The following is an 18,475-nucleotide window of genomic DNA, read 5'->3' on the forward strand; positions in this document are numbered from 1 at the left end:
GACGTCCGCTAGACTAGGGACTGCGGTCTGAATGTCGAATGAACGGGGCGCCCGTCCGCCGGGCGCCCCGTCCCGTCATCGGATGCGGCTGCGCGCGTCGAAGCGACCGAAGATCGCCACCGCCGCGCCGATCGCACTGGCCGCGGCAGTCAGCGCCGTCACCGCCTCGTCGCTCGAAAGCCCTGCGATCTCGACGCCGAACAACCCCGCCAGCGAGGCTGCGAGCGCCAGCGCCGCACCCCAGACCGTTCGCGACTCGTACCAGTTCTTGCTTTCGTCCATGTCCTTCTCCTCTCGTTGATAGTCATCACATGCCGCCAAGCACCAGCCGTGCCGGAGCGCCGGGGCCGTAGCGCTGACTGATCTGCGCGACCTCGATCTCCAGCCGCACCGGCAACCCGCCGAACCGGATCGCGAGATCGGCCGCCGGAACACGAAGCCCGGCCGTCTCGACCGTCAGTTCCCACATCGGTCCTGCGCCGTCCGACAGCGTCACGCGGTATCGCTCGCGGTCCTCGTCCAGCGGCACGTCGATCCCGTCCCAGGCCGGGTCCGGGGATCGGGTCCGCCGGATCCAGCCGAGGTCGAGACCCTCCGCCCCGAGCCGGCCTTTGAGGTGCACCGGCGACAGCGGTCGCAGGGCCCGCTGGCCGAGGGCCGCGGTCCGGCGGTCCGCCGCCCCGTCGTCCAGCCCCCGTCCCGCGGGGACGGTCAGCCAGTCCACCTCGACGCCCGCTTCTCCCTCGGCGAGATTCAAGCTTTGGGCGGCCCGGTCCAGAAGCACGAACGCGGCCCCGGCGATCGCCCCGATCGCGGCCTCCTCGCCCGTTCCGCCGACGCCGCGTTGAAGTCCCGTCAAGCGGTAGCGCGAGGGGGCGATCTCCTCCGCCCCCCGAAAGCGAACCACCTCCCAGCCATCGCCGACCGCGATCGCCGCCGTGTTCTGCCCGGCGTCGACGAGGCCAGCGCTCGCGGACGCGAGGCTACCGGTTGCCAGATCGACGAGGAGCGCGTGCGTCCGATCGAGGATCTCCTCGCGCCCCGGCGCCAGCGGTGCGGCCAGCCGCCCCGCCGTCGCGGCGCTCGCGACCGTCAGAGCCGCGCGATGTCCGCCCGCCCCCGGCGACGCCATCACGACGTAGGGCATCCATGGCCTTGCCGAGACGGCGATCATCGCGCCGCCGAGCCCGGCGTCGAGCTTCGGAAGGTCGAGGAGCGAAACCGCCGGGCGCGAGGCGAAGACCGGCCCCGCCGTCTCCGGCACCGGTGCGGGCGGCTCGCCGCTGCGCTCCGATGCGCCCCGGCGCACGAGCCGCGCCTCGACGCGCCGCGCCATCCCGTCCTCGATCCGCGTCACCTGCCAGCTTTCCGACCGTCCCTCGATCATGATCCGGTCGCCGGGCCCGACCTCGATCGCGGCCGGCGACAGCGCGAAGCGCGCGATCTCCCGGTCTCCCGCCTCGCGCTCCAGAAGCCCCTCGGCCAGCCGGCGCGCCTCGTCCTCCGTCAGCGAGATCGGCAGTTCCACCGTCGCCTGCCCCGGTTTTGAGCGTCCCGGCAACATCGCTTCCGCCGCCCCGGGGCGATACGACCGCTCGGCATCCCCGAAGCCGACCACGATCTCGCCCGGTGTCTCGCCGTCATCGAAGCGGCGCACCTCGATCGCCGCTTCGTCCGGCGGATCGACCGTCACGATCGGCTCCGGCGACACGCCCCGCCGACCGACCGAGCGGAAACGCAGGACCCCACCCCGCGCGACGGCCTCGATGCCCGTCAGCCGCATCAGCTCTTCCAGTTCGCCGCGCGCCGAACCGGGCCCCGAGACGACGAAGCCGCCGACCACCCCGTCGACCTCCGAGACATCGAACGCATCGAACGCATCGAACGCATCGAACGCATCGAACGCATCGAAGCCGTGATCGCGCAGCAGCGTCGCGATCAACCCGTCCATCGGCGCGCGGCCGAGCCGTCCGTTCAGCCAGTGACCCCGCTGCCAGTTGCCGCCGTCGCGCCAGAGCGTCGCGCGCTCGGGAAAGGCCGGATAAGGTCGGGCGTCCCAGGTCCACAGATGGATAGCGTCCGCCGCCACCATCCGCCCGCCATAGACCGGCGAGACCGGATTGCGAGCCGCGATGAACCCGTCCGCCGTCTCGTCCCAGTGCCGCTGGTGCGCCTCGATGAAGCGTCGCTGGATCAGTTCGTCCCGCGCGCCGGTCGAAAAATGCGGCAGTGCGCTCTCGGCCGACTTCGGATCGACGAAGACGTTCGGCTGCCCCGCGCCCTTGTCGATCGCCGGGCAGCCGAGTTCGGTGAACCAGATCGGCTTCGACATCGGCACCCAGGCCGTCGGCGCCGTGGCTTCCACGCCGGCGCGACGCTCGAAATGCGGCAGGCGCCACCAGGACAGGAGATCCTTCGCCCGGAAGACCCAGGGCTTGTCCAGCCTGTCGGTGATCGCCACCCGGTCTCCCCGGCGGCGCGCGTCGTCGTCCGGGTAGTACCAGTCGGCATACTCGCCGCCCGCGATCCCGGCGACGAGCCCGTCGAGGTCGTAGGGCGACGCCGTCCCGTCGCGCGAGCCCGACTCGCCCCGGTCCCCCTCGTCCGACAGCGGCAGGTAGTTGCCGATGCCGACCGCGCCGATCGCGGGCTCGGCCCAGAGCGGGTCGAGATTGTAGAAGACGTCGCCGCCACCCGGCTGATAGCCGAAATACTCGCTCCAGTCCGCCGCGTAGGTCACGAGCGCCTCCGGCAGGATCGCCTTCACGTCGCGCCCCAGTTCGATCAGCGCCTCCACGAAGGGGAAGCGCCCGGCCTCGTCGCGCAAGCGCGTCAGCCCCCGCATTTCCGAACCGATGACGAACGCATCGACCCCGCCCGCCGAACGGGCGAGCCAGGCCTGATGAAGGATCATCCGCCGGTACGACCATTCCGCGGGCCCCACATAGCGGATGCCGTCGCCGTCCAGCGTGAAATCCGACTCGCGCGCGCGACCGACGAAGCGCGCGATCTCCGCCCGTGCCGCCGCCGTTCCGTCGCTCGAACCGCTCAGCGTTTCCGCGATGTCCAGCGTCATCCGCCCCCGCCACGGAAAAGCCGCCTGCTCGGGCCCACCGTAGGGATCGGGCAACCCGTTGCCGGGTGGAACATCCATCAGCAGAAAGGGATAGAACGTGACCTTCAACCCTTTCCTGCGAAGCGCCGCGATCGCTCGTCGCACGCCCGCGTCCGACGGCGTGCCCCCATAGGCCGGGCCGCCGTCGACGCGGCTGACGACGCGCGCGCCCTCGCGCCCGACCCCGCCCGCGCTCCAGCGCTCCGTCTCGTCGCGCTCCGCCGTCTCGACGCCCGGTCGGCACCTCGCCGACCCCGCGCGCAGGTCGTCGGCGAACCAGGCGACGACCAATGCCGCGCGCTCCAGCGCGGGGCACAGCGCGGTCAGCTCGTCGAGCGACGCCACGAAGTCGCTCCCGCCGTGCAGGACGTTGCGGTTCACCAGCCGGTCCTGTCCCTCGCCGATACGCTCGCGCACGACCACCGGGTCGAGCCCGTGCTCCGTCGCTCCGGGGATGATGGTGATCGCCCGGATACGCTCTTCGAGCGCGCCGACCGGCCGCAACACCTCGCAGGAGATCTGCGGAATGCGGTTGCCCCATCGCTCCAGCGGCAGCCGCTCCAAGACGAGGTAGGCCGTGCCGCGATAGGCAGGCGCCCGCCCCGCGCCCTGCCGTGCCTCGATCAGCGGGTCGGGCGCCTGCGTCTCGGTCCCGTGGTGGAGCCGCCAGGTCACCTCCGCGAGATCGAGTTCCTCCCCGTCCGCCCAGACGCGCCGCACGCAGGCGATCGGCCCCTCGCACAGCGCCACCGCCACGTTGCCGAAATAGCTGTAGACGGTCGTCTCGGTGGCTCCCCGGCTGCCGCCACCCTTCCCGCCCTGCCGGTCGGTGCGGGTCGCCTCCTCGAACCGCGTCGTCCAGATCACCTGCCCCGCGACCCGCGCCGTGCCGTAGACCCGCGCGACGCCGCCGCCCTCGTCGGCCTCCATCACGCGGCTCGCGCGCAGCCGTCCGCTCTCGCGCCGCGCCCCGCGCCCCATCAGCCGGTTGTCGAGCGCGTAGCCGCCGAGCGCCCCGATCGCCCGGCCCGCGACCGCCCCGAACGGGCCGCCGACAAGGCCGCCGAGCGCGCCGCCCGCCGCCTGCAGAAGAATGGTCGCCATGGTTCAGACCTCGTCGGGAAAACGGAAGGTGGCGGCGATGCGCCCCGCCCAGCCGGGCGTCAGCGGCGAGGACAGGACGCTCGCCCCCTGGTAGGCATGGATGAGACGCGCGCCGCTCTCGTCCGGCTCGTCTAGGAGCCCGCAATGCCGGGCCGGCCCTGCATCGCGCCAGCGAAACAGCACCAGATCGCCCGGCAGCCCGTCGCCGGCCGCGACGCTCACGAAATGCCGCCGCGCCGCCTCCAGCAGCGGATCGCCGCGTCCGGTCTCGGCCCAGTCCGGCGAATACGGGCCCGGCGCCTCCGACTCCCGCCCGTAAAGCTCGCGCCAGACACCGCGCACGAGACCGAGGCAATCGCACCCGACCCCGCGCCGGTGCCCCTGGTGCCGGTAGGGCGTCCCGATAAAGGTCCGCGCCACGGCCAGTGCCCGCTCCCGCGCGCTCACGGCACCACCGCCGATCCATCGTGCCGCGCATCGCTCTTCGCTACCGCCAAAGCGGCGTCGGCACCGGGGATGTGCGGGAAGCCCCGGAAGTTCAGCCCGTTGCCGAACCGCTCCCGGCAGGTCGTGAAGCTCCAGTCGCATCCGGCCACGAGTTCCGCCTCGTCGCCCGGGCGCCACCGGGGCGGCACGCTCTCCACAAGTTCCACGACGACGAGGCCATCATCGCCAAACCGCAAAGCCCGAACGCTCCGCGCCGGCAGACCGCGCCGTCCTTCTCCGGCTTCGAATGGAGGTAGAAGCGCGCGATGTCGGCGGCGGTCTTCACCAGGGCCGGCGGGACCGCCGCGAGCGGCAGGGCGTGGACCTTGCCCACGTAGCCGTCGATCAGCGCGTCGGCGTCGGCCAGCGCGCGCCCGACCACAGTCTGGTCGATCACGCTCGCCGGCCGGTTCGTGCGGTCGGTGAGCTGGATCAGCTCCCGGTCGCCGAAGCGGTCGATCAGGTCCTGGAGGGAGGCGTAGCTCACCGGCCGAAATCCCGCGCGCCGATGCGCAGCTCGACGGCGCGCGCGAACTGGCCCACCGTCCGGCTGGTCTCGACCAGCTCGTCGGGGATCTCGACCTCGAACGCTTCCTCCAGGTCCATCGCCAGCTCGACGCGATCGAGGCTGTCGGCGCCGACGTCGTCGAAGAGATCCGTGTCGGCCGAGATCTTGGCGCGGTCGACCCCGTGGCGATCGGCCACGAGAGCGGCGACGCGGTCGAGGATGGGCGTGGTCGTGGCGTCGTTCACGGCAGGCTCCCGGTTGAAAGGGTGCCCGTTCCGAAAGGAGAACGGAGCCGAAGCCCTCGCCGGACCGCGCCGGGACGCCTAGGCGTTCGAGCGGATCGGTTCGATATCGAGATGCGCGAAGAGCCTGTTGATCTCCTTCGCCACGAAATCCGAGCCGTTGTCGGTCTTGATCGCGGTCGGCACGCCGAAGGCGAGGATGCGCGAGCGGAACTCGTCCGCGTTCCAGCCCTCGCGCTCCGCAAGGTCGTTCACGCCTCTCTTGGTCGCCGGCATCTGCGGCAGATTGGCGTCGGCGATCTCCTGTGCAGTCAGCCACTCCTTCATGACGTAGCTCCTGCGACCCTGGCCTTGATCTTGGCCTCGTTCCGTTCGAGCCACCGCAGTGTCGCGATGCCGGCGCGTAGGCGCGCGATGTGCATCTCACCGACGCTCTCGCGCATGGTGCCGCGCTGCACCGCTCGCGTGACCTCGGTCTCGCGAAGGCGGGATGCCAGCTCCATCTCTTGGATCTGAGAAGCGATAGCGATCATCTGACGGCCTTCGCTCATCGACGCCCCCGGACCTTGGCCTGAAGGGCAGACTTGCGGGCGGCGACCTCGCGCTCGTGCTCCTCGATCTCGTGCAGCTCGATCAGATCGACGTAGCGATCGGCGACGACTGCGCACCCGAACATCGCGGGCATGAAGCCGAGGAGGCGAAGGTCGCGGGTGACGTGGACGAGCGCGATGAAGCAGTCGAGATCGATACGGCGGTCGTCCGCCGCCTCGCTGGCCCACTTGTCGATCGTCGCCTTCGCGATCGGCCGATCAAGGTATTCGCCCATCGCCCGCGCGATGTCGTTCCGGTCCATGCCGGCATCCTTGGCGTCGGCCAGGGCCCGCGCCAGAAAGCGCGCGATGCGGCTGGAGAGGTCACCGCGTCCCGTCACTTCCTCGTCGAAGCCGACGCGGACGGTCTGCGCCTCCCAGGCGAGCAGGTCCTTCGTGTGGGGGTCGCGGTGACGGGTCATCAGCCGACCGCCTTCAAAGCCGGGGCGATACGGGTGGAGGCGCGCCTCATGGCGAGCCATTCCTCGAACTCCGCCGCGTTCAACTCGAAGAAGGCGTGTCGCTCAGCCGGCTTCCAGGCGACGAACCGCTCCTGGAAGCGCTCGTAGTTGGCCTTCTCGACGACACCGGCGCCACCGGAGAGCAGCATGATAGCCGTGGAGACGCTGTCGGCGCGCGCAGGCTCTGCAGTGAGCATCTCGACCACGGCGACCTGTCGGGGCTGCGCGAGGTCGGCCAGCATCAGCAGCTCGGATTGCTTTCGGGCGATGGGATGGAGGGCAATGCAACGCGCCGTCTCATCCGGGATCGTCGCGACCTTCAGCGCGAGAAACAGACTGCGTCGGCTGATCTGGAGCGCCTCTTGGGCGGCGTCCGAGAAATTGAGTGCAAACTTTGCACTCAATTCGTCGGCCTCCTGCGGCGTGCGCGGCTTGGGCTTCCGGCCGGGCTTCGCCGGGGCGTGAACGGTCTCGTACACGGCCCGCCATGCGGCGATGTAGCGGGCTCGATCCAGCACGGTCGGCTCGCCGCGCATCATGTCGGCCTTGATCTCGGCAAGACGCGCCGACGCCTCGTCCGGCAGGGCGCCAGCCGGCTTGACCTTGGCCTCGATCTCGTCCCAGGCCAGCAAGGCGGCTGCGGCAAGGCGGCGCGCGCCCGACACGAGCTGGAAGCGATCGCCGCGCTCGACAACGCGGATCGGCTCCTCCTGACCACCGACCGCCATGTCGTCGGCGAGGGTGCGCACCCATGCAGGGTCGAGGACACGCAGGCGGTTGCCGGCGTCGATCATCGCGATCGGGATTTGACGCATCACGGACATGCAGTCGCGCTTTCCATTGCAGTGAAGAGGTCGGGGGTGGTGGCCCACGTCGGCTTGAGCGACAGCCGGGCGGTGGTGACCATGCGGGCGCGGGCGCGCTCACGGGTTCGGCGAAGGTGATGGGCGGGAGCCCTTGGATCGACGGCAAGCTCCGGCTCCGGCATCGCCAGGACCGCCGCCGGATGAAGGCGGGCGAACTGCGTGCAGCGGGACAGGAACTCGTCGACCGTCGGGCTCACTCACCGCATCTCCGGCCGGCAGATCGCAATCAGCCCAATGCCCACCGCGAGCCCGATCAGGGCCGCCGGAGCACCGGAAACGATCATGGTTAAGATTTCCCAGGCGCTCATGCCGAGGCCCGCGTTTCGTCAGTGAGGGTGTCGCGCTATGAGCGGGACTCCGGGACGGGCTTTGCGATAGGTTTCCGCAGGCTTGAACGGCTCTGGATGAAACCGGTCGGGAACAGCTCTTCGAAGGGGATGCCAAGCGCGGCCGCAATCGCGTCGGCACCCCGGCGGCTTAGCCCCAGAAAGGCACGCCGAACGGCGTGCGGGGGAAGGCCCGCCTGACGAGCGATCTTGGCCTGCGTGAGGTTCTGACGGCGGATCTCCGCCTTGATCCCCTCCGCGTCCCATTCGGTGGGTGGCTTGGGTGCCGCCTTGGTCATTCAGCTCTCCGGAGGCTGGCCCGCACGCCAGCTTTTTTCGGGGGTTGTGGTTCGTTTGGTGGTCCGTCCGATGGTTCGGCCGGTGTTCTGTTTGGTGGTACGAAGTTCGGACAGATGTTGCCGGGTATCAAGACAAATCCGTCTTCCCAGATCCTAAATTCGTCCGCGCAGCGGGTTCGTTAGATTATGCCAACGAAATCAATGGGATATGACGGAGACGGTGGCGGCGTGCCATCTGGGAACGAGGTTCCCGCTTCGAAGGCAGGCCTTGCCGACCGGGTTTCCCAGATCGCGCGCGAGCTGGGATCGGACAAATCCGTCCAGGCGACGGGCAAAAGCTGGAAATCGCTGCTTCGATACATGGAAGGGTACGATCCGCCCGTGAGCGTCCTGGTCGGACTGGCGAAGGCGGCCTCTGTCCACATCAATTGGCTGGCAACCGGAGAAGGCCCCCGTGACTCTTCGGAGCCGGTGCGCCAGATACGGGAGAGAACACAACCGGAACAAACGGGAGTGCCTGCCGTGATCCACACCGACCCGATCGACCTCGAGGACGACGCTATGGTGTTAATTCCGCTGCTCGATGTGCAGCCGTCAGCAGGTGCGGGGACGATTGTCGAGGCGGAGCCCGTCGTCGGGCGCGTCGCGTTCGACGCAGCTTGGCTGCGGGCGCGCAGCATCACGCCGCACGCTGCGAAGGTGCTCACCGCACGCGGCGACTCGATGGAGCCGACGATCCGGAGCGGCGACACGCTGATCATCGACACGGCGATCGATCAGGCCGTCGATAACGGCATCTACGTGTTGGTCTACGGGGATGCGCTGCTGGTGAAGCGCCTGCGAATTAAGCTCGATCGCACGGTCGTCATCACCAGCGACAACAAGGATGCCGGCTTCGAGGAGACGGTCACCCCCGACCAGCTGGACATCCTGCGCATCGCCGGCCGCGTCATGTGGTACGGCCGAATGATCTAGGTTCGCAAGGAAACAGCGACTCTAGGTAACGGCTGAAGGTGGAGGTGAGCGTCGATGCGGTCTGAAGAAGAGCAGGCGGTCTTAGAGCAGCAAGCCCACGCGCACATGATGCGTATGCAGGAGGCCGCAGACCGCAGCTTCAGCTATGATGACCGTGGCATGGTTATCTCTTACTGCGCCTACATTGAGGAAACGCTTGAAGAAGTGATCCTGCGCAGGCTCGTCGACTGCAAACAGGCGAGAGACTTGCTTCAAAAGCCTGGGGGCGCAATCAGCGAGTTCTACGCTCGCGCTCGGATGGCTCGCGCTTTAGGGTGCATTGACGACCAGGATCTCGCAGATCTGAAAATCATGGCGAGCATCCGCAACAAGGCTGCGCATTCGTGGCAGCCATTCGACTTTGAAGAGCGACCGATATCCGACATGGCGCGCAATATGAGCCAAGCCCGATATCTCGTGCCCGAAAATAACACCCGTCGCCTACAGTTTGCCAAGCGAGCCACAGAGTTGCTGCTCACAATTGGATTACTCTCCTTCTGGACGGATCGTCCCCTTGGCAACGGGACATTCATGCTCCAACGAATTGACCAGATCGCGTTCGAGGTTCGTTTGGTGCCCAGAGCATCTACTGAAACCTGAATTGGGGCCTTGGCGCTTGGCAATTCTGGCCATCTGATCTTGCGCAGCCCGCTCGGACGGAACGGTGTTTTGCCATTCGATCTTGCGCCTAACGGAACCGGAATCAACGCGAGTTTGATGGCGTAAAGCCCGCAATTGTTGGGTCTGGACCGCTTGTTTCCGGTCAGTCCCGCCAAATCCCGGTTAGTGCCACTCGTTCTTGCGCGTTACAGGTCCGTAGCCCACCGCCTCGCGTTTCTCGTCCTCGTCGAGGAAAGCCGCCGCGCCGACCCGCGCCCACAGCGCCTCGCGCTCGACCGAAAGTCCCTCGATCCGGTCGGCGTCGAAGCCGAGCCGCAGATCCCGCCCGCCCTCGAAGAAGGGGCCGAGCCAGTTGCCGAGCGCGCCGGACAGCCGCGAGACCAGCGGCAGCACGGTCAGCCGCAGGAGCGCCCGGTTGGCCTCGGCATAGTTGGCATAGGTCGCGTCGCCCGGAATGCCGAGCAGCATGGGCGGCACGCCGAAGGCGATCGCCACGTCCCGCGCCGCGCCGTTGCGCGCTTCCATGAAGTCCATGTCGCGGGGGCTGAGCGCCATCGCCTTCCAGTCGAGCCCGCCTTCCAGAAGCATCGGCCGCCCGGCGCGCGCCGCGCCGGAATAGCCGCTTTCCAGCTCCGTCTTCAGCCGCTCGAACTGGTCGCCCGTCAGGTTGCCGCCATCGCCGGGCTGGTAGACCAGCGCGCCGGACGGCCGGGCCGAATTGTCGAGCAGCGCCTTGTTCCAGCGCGTCGCCGCGTTGTGGAGATCGAGCGCTGTCTGCGCCGCGCCGACGGGCGCGAACCCGTCCGCCTCGCTCAACGGGTGGAACAGCCGGATCGCCAGCACCCGCGCCGGTCGCTCGCCGTCGCCCTCCAGCGGGATGCGCCGGACGCGCCCGCCGACCCGCTGCTCCACTGCCTCCGGCCAGCCGTCCGCCGACGATACCGTTCGGATCTGGTCCGGCCGCAGCGCATGAAGCTGCCGGGGCCGCTCGTCGAGAACGCTCGCCTCGACATGCGCCGCGCCCGACAGGAGAAGATGCCCGACCAGCGTCTCGATCAGCGCCGGCCCATCCTGCAATCCGTTCGGCTGGCGCAGGAGATCGAGCAGCGGATGCGCCTCCACCTCGCGCCGCCCCTCGTAGAGAACGAAGGTCACAGCCGCCGTGGTCTCGGCGATCAGCCGCACGCAGCGATAGACCAGCGGATTGCGCATGAACCCGGCGCGCGCCAGCGACCCGTAGGATCGCTCCGTCCAGTCCGCCTCGTCCGCCGCGCCCGCAAACACCAGCGCCCCGCCACCGGCACCCGAGCGCACCTCCGGCGCCCCCGCCGAGACAGGCGCCAGCCCCGCCAAAGCCCTCAGCCTCGTCGTCAAACCCATCTCATGTCTCCGTTGAACGGAATGCGTTAAGCGGCTGACGTCACAGCCGTCGAATGCGCGGCTCGCTGCGCGGTTGGCTGAGCGCCGTCACCGCCCAGACCATCGCGTCCAGCCGGTCCGGCGAGCGGCCGTTCGACAGGCCGTCCGTGCCGAAATCGCAGAGCTCGTCCTCGAGTTCGGCAAAGCTACCCGCATGGCGCACGCGCCCCTGCTCGTAGAGCGCGGCCACGGGCTCGGCCCGCACCCACTTGCCCCGCGTGGCCCGCACGCTCGACACGGGCACGTCGGGCGCCACCGCCCGCAGCACCGCCTCCACCATCTCGCCGCCCTGGTTCACCTCGGCGACGATCCGGTCGGCCTCGAGTTCGCGAAAGAGACCGACCGCCGCGCCCGCCCACTCCGGCGGCTTCAACCCGCGCCGGCTCCGGTCGGCCAGGACATAAATCGTCCCGTCCCCGGCCAGCCCCGCCGCCACGATGCCGCAGGCATCAGACGCCCGGCCCGACGAAGCGGGCGGGTCGATGGCCACCACGATCCGGTTCAGCGCGGGCGCCGCCCGCACCCGCAGCCGGTCGATGGCCACACGGTCGAACAGCGCGTCCTCGCGCGCCTCGATCATCTCGCCGTCGAGTTCCTGGCGCGCCAGCCGCGAGCCGCCGTAGCGGGCGTCCATCGCCGCGACGAAACCGTCGGCGAGATTGCCGGCGTTCTCGGCGGTCCGCATGCGCGTCACCGCCGTTCCCGCCTCCCCCATCAGCCGCTTCAGGATCGGCACCGCGCGCGGCGTCGTGGTCAGCACCATGCGCGGGTTCGCGCCCAGCCGCAGCGCCAGTTGCAGGTTGTCGAAACAGTCCTCGCCATAGGTCCATTTCGCCAGCTCGTCGCCCCAGGCGGCGTCGAACTGGTAGCCGCGCAGCGCGTCGGGATCTTCGGATGAAAACACCTGCGCCACCGCCCCGTTCGCGAAGACAAGCCGCCGGCGCGAGGCCTCGAAGACGGGGCGCGTCTCGTAGTCGAGCGCGCGAAGCCCGCTTTCGCCCTCTACCATCACCTCGCGCGCATCGCCCAGCGTCTCGGCCACCAGCGCGATGCGCCCGTGGACGCACGCGCCGATCGGCGCCTCGCCGAGCGCCATCGCTCGCACCCACTCGGCCCCCGCCCGCGTCTTGCCCGACCCGCGCCCGCCGACCAGCAGCCATTGCCGCCAGTCGCCCGGCGGCGGCAGCTGCGCCGGCCGTGCGCAGGCGGCCCAGGGCGGCATCGCCCCGCGCAGGACATGCGCCGGCTGCCCCGCCAGTTCGCGCTCGACATCGCGCCAGAATGCCGTCGCCATCAGGCCGTGCCCCTTTCATCCGGCACCGACGCCTCGAACAGGCCGGGCGCGCCGCCTCGCCGCGCGTCGATCGCCTTCAGCCGCTTCAGCATCTCGGCGCGCAACGCATCGGCCTGCGCCGTGTCCTCGCGCCGCCCCGTCTCGCGGGACAGAGCTTCCAGCTGGCGAAGCTCCAGAAGCTTCTCCAGGGTGCGCGTCAGCTGCGAGATCGCCTCGACGCGCGCCTTGGCTTCGCCTGCGCGCTCCGACGCGGTCTTCTTCGGCATCGGCTCGCCCGGCGTCTCCGACACCCGCCGCGGCCGTTTCTCCAGCGCCGAGACCTCGGCGGTCAGCGCCGCGAACAGTCGCTCCGACAGAAGCGTCTCGTCCGGCTTCCCCATGCCACCCCGCTTTCCGGAAACGCAGAAGGCGGCCGTCCCCTGCCGGGAAGCGACCGCCTTCGAAACGCACCAATTCGACTATGCCTGAACCCTACACCGGCACCGTCACGTGGTCAATGATAATTTTCCTATTTCAGACGGTTTTCCTATTTCCGGGCTGTTCGCCCTCGCCGGGATCGTCGCCCGGCCACGCGGCGAGGTGGTCCTCGTAGTCCTCCGGCTCCATCCCCTCCTCGCTCACCGTGCGCCCCCGCACCGAGACGCCCGCCTGGTGCACCGTGTCCGGGTCGCCCGACACGAGGTGGTGCCACCAGTAGAGCGGCCGCCCTTCCGCGATCAGCCGGTAGCCGCAGGACGGCGGCAGCCAGGCGATCGAGCGGACGAGATCGGGATCGAGCGTCACGCAGTCCGGCACGCTCGCATGCCGGTTCGCGTAGTCGGCGCAACGGCAGCTCGCACCGTCCAGCATGTGGCAGGCGACGTTGGTCCAGATGATCTCGCCGGTGTCCCAGTCCTCCAGCTTGTTGAGGCAGCACCGGCCGCAGCCGTCGCACAGCTGCTCCCACTCCTCCGCCGTCATTTCGTCGAGCGATTTGCGCGCCCAGAAGGGTGTTTCGTTCATCTTGCTCTGCGATCCGTGGAACCCGTGGGCCGCGCCTCGGAACCGCCCATATACGTCTGCATTGGATGGCCTTTCCGGGCCGACGATGCCGACGGCTGATTGTCTCGCCGACAGGTTCTTGTAAGATGGTTCGACGCGTCGAAGCGGCGCGCCGGGGGATGGGCTGACCGTGCCGAAACTGTTTTCGTCCAAGCCGAAGGGGCGGCGCGCTCCATCCCGACTGATGGAAGTCGATGCTTGGCTGGATACCACGCTCTGGCGGCTTTTCCATGGCTTTTCCGGCGCTTGGGAAAGCGTCACCATCGCCTCGCGCCGCTTTCGCGTGCGCGGCTTCAACCGCGTCGTCGTGGAGCTCTGCTGCGAGACGCTGACGATCGGCCTCGCCGGCTTCATCGTCCTCCTCGTCCTCGCCCAGCCCGCCATGAAGAAGACCGTCGCCGGCCTTCCCCAGCAGGCCGACTATTCCGTCCTCTTCCTTGACCGGCACGGCAACGAGATCGGCCGCCGCGGCATCCTCAAGGCCGACGCGGTTCCCATCGACGAGCTGCCCGACCACTTCGTCAAGGCGGTGCTCGCCACCGAGGACCGGCGCTTCTTCGAGCACTGGGGCATCGACTTCATCGGCCTCGGCCGCGCGCTCGGCCAGAACGCGCGGGCCGGCGGCGTCGTCCAAGGCGGCTCGACGCTCACCCAGCAGCTCGCCAAGAACGTCTTCCTCTCCAACGAGCGCTCGCTGGAGCGCAAGATCAACGAGGCCTTCCTCGCACTTTGGCTCGAAGCCAATCTCACCAAGCGCGAAATCGTCGGCATGTATCTCGACCGTGCCTACATGGGCGGCGGCGCCAACGGCGCGGCGGCGGCGGCCGAGTTCTATTTCGGCAAGAACATCCGCGACGTGAACCTCGCCGAGGCCGCCATGCTCGCCGGTCTCTTCAAGGCGCCGACGCAGTACGCGCCCCACAACAACCTGCCGGCCGCCCGCGCCCGCGCCAACGTCGTCCTCAGCGCGATGGTCGATTCCGGCTTCATGACCGAGGGCCAGGTCGTCGCCGCGCGTCGCCATCCGGCGACCGCGGTCGACCGCTCCGTCATCAAGTCGCCGGACTACTTCCTCGACTTCGCCTTCGACGAGATCCAGCGCATCGCCGCCGACCTGCCGCAGCGCACCTTCGTCGCCCGCACCACGATCGACATGGGCCTCCAGCAGTTGGCCGACGAATCCGTCGATTTCCACCTGCGCCAGTACGGCAAGACCTTCGGCGTCGAGGAAGGCGCGATGGCAGTGATCGCCGACGACGGGGGCGTCGTCGCCATGGTCGGCGGCCGGGACTACGGCCTGTCGCAGTTCAACCGAGCCACCCGAGCGCTCCGCCAGCCGGGCTCCTCGTTCAAGGCCTATGTCTACGCGCTCGCCATGGAGAACGGCCACAAGCCGACCGACATGATCGTCGACGGTCCGGTCAGCGTCGGAAACTGGTCCCCGCAGAACTACGGCCTGAAATACGCCGGCCGTCTGCAGATTCAGGACGCGATGGCCCGCTCGCTCAACACGGTCGCGGTCAAGCTCAGCCAGGAGAAGGGCGCCGGCCCCGGCAAGGTGGCCGAGCTCGCCCGCAACATGGGCGTCGAAACCCCGCTGCGCGGCGACAAGACCATCGCGCTCGGCACCAACGAGGTGACGATCCTCGATCAGGCCACCGGCTATTCCGTCTTTCCCGCCGGCGGCCTGACGTCGAACCGTCACGCTGTCCAGCAGATCACCGATGCCGAGGGCCACGTCCTCTGGGATGCCGAGCGCGACATGCCGCCGCGCCGCCGCGTCCTCTCGGAGCAGGCGACGAAAAGCATGAACCAGATGTTCGTGCGCATTCCGGAGGTCGGCACGGCCCGCCGCGCCCGCCTGTCGATGACGCGCGCCGGCGGCAAGACCGGCACCACGCAGAGCTATCGCGACGCCTGGTTCGTCGGCTTCACCGGCAATTTCACCGCCGCCGTCTGGTTCGGCAACGATAGCTACAAGCCGACCAACAAGCTGACCGGCGGCGGCCTTCCCGCCATGACCTGGCAGCGCTTCATGGAGGCGGCGCATCAGGGCATCGAGCTGCGCCCCATCCCCTATATCGACGACCCGATCCCCGCCCCCGGCTCGATCGACGTGCCCAAGCCCGAGGGCGAGGACGCGCCGCAGATCGCCCGCCCGGCGCTGATCAACAACAACACCCGGCGCGTCCTCTCCGACCTCGAGCTCCTGCTCTCGACGCTTCAGCCGACGACGCCCGAGAAGTTCGCGTCGTCGCGCGCCGACGGTCTCGAACCCAGCGTCAGCCGCTGACGGAACGCCTCTGGCGCGCCGGCCGGATCGGGGTCATACACCGCCCATGCGATTTCTCGTCCTCACCCTCCTCGCCATCGGCGTCGCGCTGGGCCTCGGCACATGGTCGGCCGCGCGCATGCTCGAAAGCTACGAGGGCGCGGACATCCAGGTCGTCGGCCCGTGGCACGCCAACCGCACCGCCGGCTCACCGACCGCGGATCCCTATTCCAAGGCCCGCCTTGCCCGCTCCGGCGACCTGACGCTCGGCCTCGGCGAAGGGGTGGCGTTCCAGGCCCGCGTCGACACGCAGGGGCGCGAGCTTCGCCGCGAGTGCGACTACCGGCTGGAGGGCGCCTACCCGCCCGCCCGCATCGCGACGCTCTCGGCCTTCGACTTCGCGGGCCAGCCGATCCCGGTCACCGAGGGCCGTCCGTCGCATCTCGTGTCGCTGAACTGGATGCGCTCCGACGACAACCGCGCGCTGGTCTCGGTCGGTCCGCGCGCCGAGCCGGGCAACTGGCTGGCGGTCGAGGGCAACGGCGGATACGTCCTCGCCCTCACCTTCTACGACACCCCGATCTCGACGGACATCGGAGCCGCGCCCATCGCCATGCCCTTCATCGTGCGCACGGGCTGCCTCGTCGATGGGTAAGCTCCTTCTCGCCATCCTCGTCGGGCTCGTCGGCGCGGCGATCATCCACATCGCCATCATCTTCTCGATCCCGATGCAGGCGGAGAACGACGCCTGGGCGCGCCTCGCGCGTTTCGGCGACCTGTTCTCCGTGGTGCGGGTCGGCGAGCCGCCGGCCGCCGTGGCCAACCAGCCGGCCGCCGCAGCCTTCGCCTTCATCGATCCGGCCTTCATCGACGTCGCCTGCCGCTTCACGCTGGAGAACGGACCCGTGCGCGTAACGGCCGAGGAGCGGACCGGCTTCTGGACTGCGTCGGTCTACGCCCGCAACGGCGACAATCTCTTCAGCATCAGCGAGCGCGTGGCGCTCGAAGGCGCGCTCGATCTCTTGATCGGCACGCGCGAGCAGCTCGATCTCGCCCGCGTCGAGGGTTCGGAACTGCCGGACCAGACGGTCTCCGTCGAGTTGCCGAACGAGGAAGGCTACATGACCGTCCGCTCGCTGGTCGATTCGGAGAGCGAGCGTCCGTTCGTCGATCGCTTCGCCCGGTCCATCGTCTGCCGGCCGGCCACGCCCGAGGAAGCCGGTCGCCCCGCCGAATAGCCGGCGGCTTCGAGCGTCCCGCTCGATCGGACCCGCTTTCCGCGCGCCCGTCCCTTCGGCTTAGGCCGTCAGGTCCTGCCAGAGCTGGTCGTGGTTCGTCGACGCTGCGACACGCCTCGCTGACGGCGCATCTCGCAGCTCGATCCGCTCGTAGCGGATACAGGGCAGGATCAGCACTTCGCCTGTCCGGGTCAGTGCTTCGCTCGGCGTCCTGCGGGTGTCGTCCCGCTTGGGGACGACGAGCCGGTGCACGTTGTTCATTCCTCGCCTCCTTCCCGAATCCGCGTTTCGGTCGCGGGAAGGCATCGACGAGGCGGCCGGTTCCTTCTCAAACGCCACACGAGGGGCGCCCGTCGTCTTCCCGCCAGAACTGTCGCGCACGCGCCTTGTCCGGCGCTGACCGCCGGTTGTGCGCCCGTGCCTTGCGGGTGCGTCAGGCGGGCGCAGGGTTCGCAGGGTTAACAGGTTGCTAAGGGATTGCGTCTAATCCTGTCGAACGGCCGGACACCACCCGCACATTCGCCTGGAGCCCCATGAAGGACGCCGCACCGCGGATCTTCCGATCCCTCGAACGCCATCCGGCCCAGCAGCAGTTCGACACGGTCGTCACCGCCGCCATCACGGCCTACGGCGCCCTGCGCCATCCGACGCAGCGCCAGGCCGACGACATGGCGCGCCTCGTGGTGCCGCTCTGGGGGCGCATCGGGTCCGAGACGCGGCGCAACGCTGCCGCCGCCCTGTCGCACTCGGCACGCGTGCCACGCTCGCTGGTCGATCTTCTCGTTGCCGAACCGATCGAAGTCTCCGCGCCCTTCCTGATCTCCAGCCCCGTGCTTGAAGAGAGCGACATCGCGCATCTTCGCATGATCGAGGACGACCGCGTCACCCGCCTTCTCGACAACCGCACCCGGCGCGCCGAAGGTCCCGCTCCGGTGCCGGCCGAGCCCGCCCCCGTCTCGCCCGAGGTCGTCTCGATCGAACCCGCCGTGGCCGAGGCGACCTCGCCCCAGCCCGACAGCCCGGCGCTCGCGCCCGAATTTCTCGCCGAGACGCCGCTCCTCGAGCCGACTGCCGCCCAGCGGCGCCAGGGCCCGTCCGTCGACGGTGTGCGCGAGGCGCTGCGTCGCTTGGCGCTGACCGGCCGCACCGCGCCGCAGTCGCAGCCCGTCGACACGGAATCGCTGCTGCTTCTCGCGATGGAGCGGCAGGAAGCCGCGTTCTACGACAGGCTCTCGCAGGCGTTGCCGATCGACGGCCGCACCGTCCTTGAGATCGCTGCCGACCCGACCGGCGAGCGCCTCGCCGTCGCTCTGAAAGCGCTGAAGACCCCGTCGGCCGACGCGATGAGCATCATGATGATGCTGAAGCCCGCGGTCGGGCTCGAGGTCCTGGCCTTCGACCGGCTGGCCCTCTTCTACCGCACCTTGAAGGTCGAGGACTGCCGTTCGATGGTGAACGCGGCGCGTCTCCAGCCGGCCGCGCGCGCCGCCGGCGAAGGCATCCGCTCCTTCGAACCGGGGCGCCGCGAGTTCGGCCGACGCACCGAGCGTCCCGCCCCGCGCGAGGCGCAGGGCTGACG

At 69.3% G+C, this 18,475-nt stretch carries 22 protein-coding genes and 1 pseudogene; 6 read left to right on the forward strand and 17 right to left on the reverse strand.

All coding sequences use genetic code 11. The features are described 5' to 3' along the window. Positions 1–75: 75 nt before the first annotated feature. The 12 genes and pseudogenes from ASF65_RS09195 to ASF65_RS09245 form a co-directional block, all read right to left on the reverse strand. Complete coding sequence (locus tag ASF65_RS09195; RefSeq protein ID WP_055888167.1) at positions 76–282, reverse strand: hypothetical protein; 207 nt, start codon at positions 280–282, stop codon at positions 76–78. Positions 283–307: 25 nt separating this feature from the next. Further along, positions 308–4,219 carry a glycoside hydrolase/phage tail family protein gene (locus ASF65_RS09200; RefSeq protein ID WP_055888169.1) on the reverse strand — a complete coding sequence of 1,304 codons (3,912 nt, stop codon included), beginning with the start codon at positions 4,217–4,219 and terminating at the stop codon, positions 308–310. A 3-nt stretch (positions 4,220–4,222) separates the two neighbouring features. Continuing rightward, positions 4,223–4,666, reverse strand: a complete 444-nt coding sequence (locus ASF65_RS09205; protein ID WP_055888171.1) for an NlpC/P60 family protein — start codon at positions 4,664–4,666, stop codon at positions 4,223–4,225. Continuing rightward, a complete protein-coding gene (locus tag ASF65_RS22020) occupies positions 4,663–4,872 on the reverse strand; it encodes a phage BR0599 family protein (RefSeq protein ID WP_348271174.1) in 210 nt (69 codons plus the stop codon). The genes ASF65_RS09205 and ASF65_RS22020 overlap by 4 nt, the downstream gene beginning before the upstream one ends. 74 nt (positions 4,873–4,946) lie before the next feature. Beyond that, positions 4,947–5,192: pseudogene (locus tag ASF65_RS22330) on the reverse strand (DUF1320 domain-containing protein); the annotation flags it as partial. Beyond that, positions 5,189–5,458, reverse strand: coding sequence for an acyl carrier protein (gene acpP, locus ASF65_RS09215; RefSeq protein WP_055888176.1), 270 nt, complete (start codon positions 5,456–5,458; stop codon positions 5,189–5,191). The gene acpP and the pseudogene ASF65_RS22330, both read right to left, overlap by 4 nt. A gap of 78 nt (positions 5,459–5,536) precedes the next feature. Continuing rightward, positions 5,537–5,782 carry a hypothetical protein gene (locus tag ASF65_RS09220; protein ID WP_055888178.1) on the reverse strand — a complete coding sequence of 82 codons (246 nt, stop codon included), beginning with the start codon at positions 5,780–5,782 and terminating at the stop codon, positions 5,537–5,539. Next, positions 5,779–5,958, reverse strand: a complete 180-nt coding sequence (locus ASF65_RS09225; RefSeq protein ID WP_156369232.1) for a hypothetical protein — start codon at positions 5,956–5,958, stop codon at positions 5,779–5,781. The genes ASF65_RS09220 and ASF65_RS09225 overlap by 4 nt, the downstream gene beginning before the upstream one ends. Positions 5,959–6,002: 44 nt before the next feature. Further along, positions 6,003–6,467, reverse strand: a complete 465-nt coding sequence (locus ASF65_RS09230; RefSeq protein ID WP_055888182.1) for a hypothetical protein — start codon at positions 6,465–6,467, stop codon at positions 6,003–6,005. Continuing rightward, positions 6,467–7,330, reverse strand: coding sequence for a ParB N-terminal domain-containing protein (locus tag ASF65_RS09235; protein ID WP_055888184.1), 864 nt, complete (start codon positions 7,328–7,330; stop codon positions 6,467–6,469). Before ASF65_RS09235 ends, ASF65_RS09230 begins: the two co-directional genes overlap by 1 nt. Beyond that, complete coding sequence (locus ASF65_RS09240; protein ID WP_055888186.1) at positions 7,321–7,569, reverse strand: hypothetical protein; 249 nt, start codon at positions 7,567–7,569, stop codon at positions 7,321–7,323. Before ASF65_RS09240 ends, ASF65_RS09235 begins: the two co-directional genes overlap by 10 nt. 146 nt (positions 7,570–7,715) lie before the next feature. Continuing rightward, positions 7,716–7,997 carry a helix-turn-helix domain-containing protein gene (locus ASF65_RS09245; protein WP_055888189.1) on the reverse strand — a complete coding sequence of 94 codons (282 nt, stop codon included), beginning with the start codon at positions 7,995–7,997 and terminating at the stop codon, positions 7,716–7,718. Positions 7,998–8,519: 522 nt separating this feature from the next. On the opposite strand from ASF65_RS09245, the gene ASF65_RS22030 reads away from it, so the two are divergent. Both ASF65_RS22030 and ASF65_RS09255 read left to right on the forward strand, forming a co-directional pair. Next, a complete protein-coding gene (locus tag ASF65_RS22030; protein WP_244486606.1) occupies positions 8,520–8,972 on the forward strand; it encodes a S24 family peptidase in 453 nt (150 codons plus the stop codon). 54 nt (positions 8,973–9,026) lie between these two features. Further along, the gene (locus ASF65_RS09255; RefSeq protein ID WP_055888191.1) at positions 9,027–9,611 is read left to right on the forward strand and encodes a hypothetical protein; all 585 of its coding nucleotides are present in this window, start codon (positions 9,027–9,029) and stop codon (positions 9,609–9,611) included. Positions 9,612–9,794: 183 nt separating this feature from the next. On the opposite strand, the gene ASF65_RS09260 is transcribed toward ASF65_RS09255, so the two are convergent. From ASF65_RS09260 to ASF65_RS09275, 4 genes are all read right to left on the reverse strand, one after another. Next, positions 9,795–10,946: a phage portal protein gene (locus tag ASF65_RS09260; RefSeq protein ID WP_244486626.1), complete on the reverse strand. Its 1,152-nt coding sequence runs from the start codon at positions 10,944–10,946 to the stop codon at positions 9,795–9,797. Between the two features lie 106 nt (positions 10,947–11,052). Beyond that, positions 11,053–12,273, reverse strand: coding sequence for a terminase family protein (locus tag ASF65_RS09265; RefSeq protein WP_055889061.1), 1,221 nt, complete (start codon positions 12,271–12,273; stop codon positions 11,053–11,055). Between the two features lie 71 nt (positions 12,274–12,344). After that, positions 12,345–12,725 (reverse strand): hypothetical protein, encoded by a 381-nt coding sequence (locus ASF65_RS09270; RefSeq protein ID WP_055888195.1) that lies wholly within the window; start codon positions 12,723–12,725, stop codon positions 12,345–12,347. Between the two features lie 133 nt (positions 12,726–12,858). Beyond that, on the reverse strand, positions 12,859–13,347 hold the full coding sequence (locus tag ASF65_RS09275; RefSeq protein ID WP_055888197.1) for a YcgN family cysteine cluster protein: 489 nt from the start codon (positions 13,345–13,347) through the stop codon (positions 12,859–12,861). Between the two features lie 223 nt (positions 13,348–13,570). Here ASF65_RS09275 and ASF65_RS09280 point away from each other — a divergent pair, with 223 nt between their 5' ends. Genes ASF65_RS09280 through ASF65_RS09290 form a run of 3 tightly spaced genes read left to right on the forward strand, consistent with a single transcriptional unit; the run spans position 13,571 to position 16,896 of the window. After that, positions 13,571–15,679 (forward strand): PBP1A family penicillin-binding protein, encoded by a 2,109-nt coding sequence (locus ASF65_RS09280; protein ID WP_082505354.1) that lies wholly within the window; start codon positions 13,571–13,573, stop codon positions 15,677–15,679. A gap of 46 nt (positions 15,680–15,725) precedes the next feature. After that, entirely contained in the window at positions 15,726–16,313 is a 588-nt protein-coding gene (locus ASF65_RS09285; RefSeq protein ID WP_055888201.1) for a DUF1214 domain-containing protein, read from the forward strand. Further along, a complete protein-coding gene (locus ASF65_RS09290; protein ID WP_055888203.1) occupies positions 16,306–16,896 on the forward strand; it encodes a DUF1254 domain-containing protein in 591 nt (196 codons plus the stop codon). The genes ASF65_RS09285 and ASF65_RS09290 overlap by 8 nt, the downstream gene beginning before the upstream one ends. 60 nt (positions 16,897–16,956) lie before the next feature. On the opposite strand, the gene ASF65_RS09295 is transcribed toward ASF65_RS09290, so the two are convergent. Next, entirely contained in the window at positions 16,957–17,157 is a 201-nt protein-coding gene (locus tag ASF65_RS09295) for a hypothetical protein (protein WP_055888205.1), read from the reverse strand. A 272-nt stretch (positions 17,158–17,429) separates the two neighbouring features. Between ASF65_RS09295 and ASF65_RS09300 the strand changes: the two genes are divergently transcribed. Then, positions 17,430–18,473: a hypothetical protein gene (locus ASF65_RS09300; RefSeq protein ID WP_055888207.1), complete on the forward strand. Its 1,044-nt coding sequence runs from the start codon at positions 17,430–17,432 to the stop codon at positions 18,471–18,473. The last annotated feature ends 2 nt before the right edge of the window (positions 18,474–18,475 follow it).

Origin of the sequence: Aureimonas sp. Leaf324 (assembly GCF_001423245.1) — a bacterium.
Classification (GTDB): Bacteria; Pseudomonadota; Alphaproteobacteria; order Rhizobiales; family Rhizobiaceae; genus Aureimonas.

Excerpts from the sequence above, each read along its gene's own strand:
- ASF65_RS09195 (WP_055888167.1), bottom strand. The coding sequence starts at position 282 with ATGGACGAAAGCAAGAACTGGTACGAGTCGCGAACGGTCTGGGGTGCG.
- ASF65_RS09200 (WP_055888169.1), bottom strand. The coding sequence starts at position 4,219 with ATGGCGACCATTCTTCTGCAGGCGGCGGGCGGCGCGCTCGGCGGCCTT.
- ASF65_RS09220 (WP_055888178.1), bottom strand. The coding sequence starts at position 5,782 with ATGAAGGAGTGGCTGACTGCACAGGAGATCGCCGACGCCAATCTGCCG.
- ASF65_RS09225 (WP_156369232.1), bottom strand. The coding sequence starts at position 5,958 with ATGGAGCTGGCATCCCGCCTTCGCGAGACCGAGGTCACGCGAGCGGTG.
- ASF65_RS09230 (WP_055888182.1), bottom strand. The coding sequence starts at position 6,467 with ATGACCCGTCACCGCGACCCCCACACGAAGGACCTGCTCGCCTGGGAG.
- ASF65_RS09235 (WP_055888184.1), bottom strand. The coding sequence starts at position 7,330 with ATGTCCGTGATGCGTCAAATCCCGATCGCGATGATCGACGCCGGCAAC.
- ASF65_RS09245 (WP_055888189.1), bottom strand. The coding sequence starts at position 7,997 with ATGACCAAGGCGGCACCCAAGCCACCCACCGAATGGGACGCGGAGGGG.
- ASF65_RS09255 (WP_055888191.1), top strand. The coding sequence starts at position 9,027 with ATGCGGTCTGAAGAAGAGCAGGCGGTCTTAGAGCAGCAAGCCCACGCG.
- ASF65_RS09265 (WP_055889061.1), bottom strand. The coding sequence starts at position 12,273 with ATGCCGCCCTGGGCCGCCTGCGCACGGCCGGCGCAGCTGCCGCCGCCG.
- ASF65_RS09270 (WP_055888195.1), bottom strand. The coding sequence starts at position 12,725 with ATGGGGAAGCCGGACGAGACGCTTCTGTCGGAGCGACTGTTCGCGGCG.
- ASF65_RS09275 (WP_055888197.1), bottom strand. The coding sequence starts at position 13,347 with ATGAACGAAACACCCTTCTGGGCGCGCAAATCGCTCGACGAAATGACG.
- ASF65_RS09280 (WP_082505354.1), top strand. The coding sequence starts at position 13,571 with ATGGAAGTCGATGCTTGGCTGGATACCACGCTCTGGCGGCTTTTCCAT.
- ASF65_RS09285 (WP_055888201.1), top strand. The coding sequence starts at position 15,726 with ATGCGATTTCTCGTCCTCACCCTCCTCGCCATCGGCGTCGCGCTGGGC.
- ASF65_RS09290 (WP_055888203.1), top strand. The coding sequence starts at position 16,306 with ATGGGTAAGCTCCTTCTCGCCATCCTCGTCGGGCTCGTCGGCGCGGCG.
- ASF65_RS09295 (WP_055888205.1), bottom strand. The coding sequence starts at position 17,157 with ATGAACAACGTGCACCGGCTCGTCGTCCCCAAGCGGGACGACACCCGC.
- ASF65_RS09300 (WP_055888207.1), top strand. The coding sequence starts at position 17,430 with ATGAAGGACGCCGCACCGCGGATCTTCCGATCCCTCGAACGCCATCCG.